4 protein-coding genes and 2 pseudogenes are annotated in these 4,093 nt (G+C 37.0%); all 6 read right to left on the minus strand.

The window, feature by feature from the left end; genetic code table 11:
- Nucleotides 1-679: pseudogene (locus H6A27_RS13905) on the minus strand (UDP binding domain-containing protein); the annotation flags it as partial.
- Between the two features lie 38 nt (nucleotides 680-717).
- Entirely contained in the window at nucleotides 718-834 is a 117-nt protein-coding gene (locus H6A27_RS15840) for a UDP-glucose 6-dehydrogenase family protein (RefSeq protein ID WP_204402089.1), read from the minus strand.
- A 136-nt stretch (nucleotides 835-970) separates the two neighbouring features.
- On the minus strand, nucleotides 971-1,141 hold the full coding sequence (locus tag H6A27_RS13910) for a hypothetical protein (protein WP_204509112.1): 171 nt from the start codon (nucleotides 1,139-1,141) through the stop codon (nucleotides 971-973).
- Nucleotides 1,142-1,190: 49 nt separating this feature from the next.
- Nucleotides 1,191-1,886 carry an FRG domain-containing protein gene (locus H6A27_RS13915; protein ID WP_204509113.1) on the minus strand — a complete coding sequence of 232 codons (696 nt, stop codon included), beginning with the start codon at nucleotides 1,884-1,886 and terminating at the stop codon, nucleotides 1,191-1,193.
- 533 nt (nucleotides 1,887-2,419) lie between these two features.
- The gene (locus tag H6A27_RS13920) at nucleotides 2,420-3,688 is read right to left on the minus strand and encodes an AAA family ATPase (RefSeq protein WP_239469705.1); all 1,269 of its coding nucleotides are present in this window, start codon (nucleotides 3,686-3,688) and stop codon (nucleotides 2,420-2,422) included.
- Between the two features lie 241 nt (nucleotides 3,689-3,929).
- Nucleotides 3,930-4,093: pseudogene (locus H6A27_RS15215) on the minus strand (UDP-glucose 6-dehydrogenase); the annotation flags it as partial.

Here is a 4,093-nt window from a genome sequence, read left to right on the forward strand (position 1 = left end):
ATGCGTCATATCTGTTCGCTATTATGGCGTTGCTCATGCTCTTGAACTTCTCCATGTCATTCACCACCTTCGAGCCGAAGAAAGTGGTTCCGTCCTCAAGTGTAGGTTCATATATTATAACAGTAGCCCCTTTCGCCTTCACACGCTTCATTACGCCCTGTATGGAGCTCTGGCGGAAATTGTCACTGTTCGATTTCATTGTCAGTCTGTAAACCCCCACAACGCACTCCTTCTCTTCTTTCGAGTTATAGTCGCCACGATTGAAGTAATCATAATATCCGGCCATTTTCAGCACCCTGTCCGCTATGAAGTCCTTTCTTGTGCGGTTCGATTCCACTATAGCCTCTATCAGATTTTCCGGCACGTCCTGATAGTTTGCAAGCAGCTGCTTCGTGTCCTTAGGCAGACAGTAGCCACCATATCCGAACGACGGATTGTTATAATGGTTCCCTATTCTTGGGTCAAGACTCACACCGCGGATAATATCCTGAGTGTTCAGTCCCTTCATCTCAGCATAAGTGTCCAGCTCGTTGAAGTAGCTCACCCTCAGCGCCAGGTACGTGTTGGCAAACAGCTTCACCGCCTCCGCCTCAGTCAGACCCATAAACAGAGTGGCAATGTTTTCCTTCAGAGCCCCTTCCTTCAGCAGTTCTGCAAAAGTCTCTGCCGCCTTCTTCAGCTCCTCAGCATGGCTCGATACCTCCTCAGTAGGATAGCTTATTCTCTCACCTTTTCAGGTATCACGTCCACAGCTGTCACCTTATGATGCTGAGCCAGTAATGTGGCTATCGACAAGCCCACATACCCTGTTCCTGCAATTGCTATATTAATCATTTTCAATTCCTTCTTTTTGAAGTGCACCGTAGCCATTCCGCATTTTAGTGTTCGCCAGTAGGTAAAGACCATTTAAAATTCCACTGTATCGCCCGGTATAATTTCGAAATTAAAATATACAGTATCTTTCCATCCCTCAGCTTCGAAAACCTATATTCACACTGCCCTTCTCTTCCTCATCTCCTGTATTATCATTACCGGTTCTTCCTGATAAGTCCTTTTCCGGTTCTTCCGGCACTTCCTTATTGCCGCATGCAAAAATCATCATAGAGCAGCATGCCACAACTGCTAGCATAAGTGTTTTCATAAGCTTAGTTTTTTTTAGATTATCATTTTCTTAATAAAGATATTAATGATTATACACTTATTTGCGGATAACGCAATTTATGCATATAAACAATATCTTTACATAAACTATCTAAAGATGGCATAATGTATGATTGGTTTATACCTATTTTAAATAGTTTATTTAATATATTTTGTTTTTGAGAAGCCCTGATGATGAATTTTGTAGATATATGATTAAAATTATCTTTCCATGGTTCAGGGAAAAGTACAAACAAACCATTTTGGTTTTTGTATCTCACATCCGTTATGTTAGGAAGTAAAAATGTAAAACCATCAAAAGATAGTATATCACTATATTCAGGATGATAAGCTTTATGAGAAAAAGGATAACTTTGATATACTACCCCATCTTTATCCATATGAGAGCAGCAAGCAAAATATAGTGCAATAAGTGGATTAAATGTCCAATCAAGCAACCTTGTAGGAAGACCATAATGTTGAGCTAAAAATAAGAATTCCATATCATTTTTAGGACGAGCATCTGTAAATAAAGAATACTTCCTTTTAAAGTCTTCAAAAATTTCCCTTTCGAATTGTTTTAATAATGTAATATCATTATTAAAAAAACGACCAATAGAAGGGATAAGTTTGAAATCAATGGATGCTTGCCCCCTATAGAAGAATGTTTCAGGAAAATCATATATTGAACCTAAAAAAGACTCAATGCAATTTATCTCTTTAATAACAGTATTATCTTCACTCATTTTTATACCTGAATTAAGGTTATATCCTTAAAATATTTAATACTTGAAACACCGTAAGGCAAACATCAGCACCCCATAATCACTGTATGCCTCTGTCTCCTTCACCTTTTCCAGCCCTTCCCTGAGCCTGACTATTTCCTCCATTTTATCAGTTTTATGTATTGAGAATTTACGGAGTAATTTTATTTGTTATAATTTGTTGTTGATGTCAATCTTTAATTTTAATACTATGTCTTTAATAGAGGTTATAGTATTATCCTTAAGTTTCGCAAGTATTAAAGTACTTCGAAGCCTGTTCTTTTGCATGTAATTAAAAAAAGGTACTATAAAATCCATTTACAGTATAAGGTTCTATATCTTTATTTTTACCCATTAAATAGTTTTTCAGCCGTCTTTTATTTTGCTCAAAATTGTCATTTTTTATCAAAACTGGAATTTTTTTCTCAAATGTCACAAATTTCGGATTTTCTATTAGCAAATCTCTCGAATGAGAAATCTTGTCACAAATATCCTTAGGTATATCTTTTACCGATTTACAGTCCAGTTTTATTTCTACAAATCGGATCTATATCATGTTTCAGCGGTGTATATCTGTATTTATTACTGTTACCCTTCTCCTTTTCTGCCAGATAAAAATCAACAGACGAAAGACAATTTTCCTTTTCGCTGATATACCTTATAGCACTCACCATATCCGTACTGTGGCTTGCCAAAAAGAATTTTACTCCCAAGCGTTTATGTAGCATTACAATAATTCTGGCATATTCTATTATCCATTGCGGATGAAGATGAGCTTCAGGTTCGTCAATAATCAGTAGAGTTGATTCATCAAGAAAACGGTTCTTAAGCAGAAGTTGTAGTACTGCAAACGATTTGATACCTGTTGCACATTCCGCTAAATCAATCTCTATACCATCTATTGTTCTATATCTGAATCCACTACTGATAATATCATTATTATAAACGATATCTCCCTGTATGATTTCTTTTTTGATGACATCGTTTATACTGCGTTTATACCCCCTTTTCGGTGATTCTTTCAGCAGTTCATTCAATTCGCCCCAATGTGTAGGAATTCCATAGCCTGCACGCATACCTATTGACATAGGAGTATCTATATATGCCACTTTCTTTATATAATGAGGCAAAGGCACATTCTTGATTCCTTCCCCATAAATAATCGAACCATATTCCTTTAATACTATGTCTTTTGATATTGATGCATCAAACTCAGACACTATACTCGCCTTATAAAACTCGTATGGACGGCTGATATTCAGGTTGACACCTTTCTGAACAATGTCAGTTATCATAGAGGAAAGTTGTTTCAGTTGGGAATGCAGGGTATCACCTTTAATGTTAAGACTGTATTTAAGAATAAATTCCAGTCTGTTACGTATTTCACCTCTTCTGTTATTTCCGGTTTGATTGCTTTCCAGTTCGATATATCTGGATATAAGATTACGTATATACGACAGATATTCTTCATGGCTATCAAGACTCCTTAATTTTAATCCCTGTTGTACTGGCATTAGTCTTATATCGTGCCTGATAAATGGCAGTACCGACCTGATTTGCCTGACTACCTCCAAATATGGCTCGAGATTTTCGTTGATATATTCTAGGATAATATCTTCATAACGGTTGGCATTCCTATAAATGTAGTAAAGTAGCTTTGATATTGTACTTTTGCCGCATCCGTTCACTCCGGATACCACTGTAATACCGGAGAGCTGTATATCTGCCTGTTTTATAGCTCTATAATTCTTTATACTTATATCAGCCAATTTATTTTCTGCCATATATTACTTATAATTTTCTATGTGTAAGCTAATCCACACTGCCACTAATTTACTCACAAAAATAATTTTTATTCCCCATATAAACAACTTAAACCATATATTTCTGTGTAAGCATTCGAAGAAATGCACCTTTTACACTTTATAAACACCGAAATTCCCCCACACCCGTCATCTCTGACTGATATGGGGGAATCCACTATAAGACCTTGTTACCTCGTAACTGAAGCCTTGTCAACTATGATCAGTCCCTTCTGAAAATATCCCTTGTATAGACCTTGTCCGCCACGTCATCCAGGCATGCGTCATATCTGTTCGCTATTATGGCGTTGCTCATGCTCTTGAACTTCTCCATGTCATTCACCACCTTCGAGCCGAAGAAAGTGGTTCCGTCCTCAAGTGTAGGTT

It is taken from the genome of Bacteroides caecigallinarum, assembly GCF_016902295.1.
Classification (GTDB): Bacteria; Bacteroidota; Bacteroidia; order Bacteroidales; family Bacteroidaceae; genus Phocaeicola; species Phocaeicola caecigallinarum_A.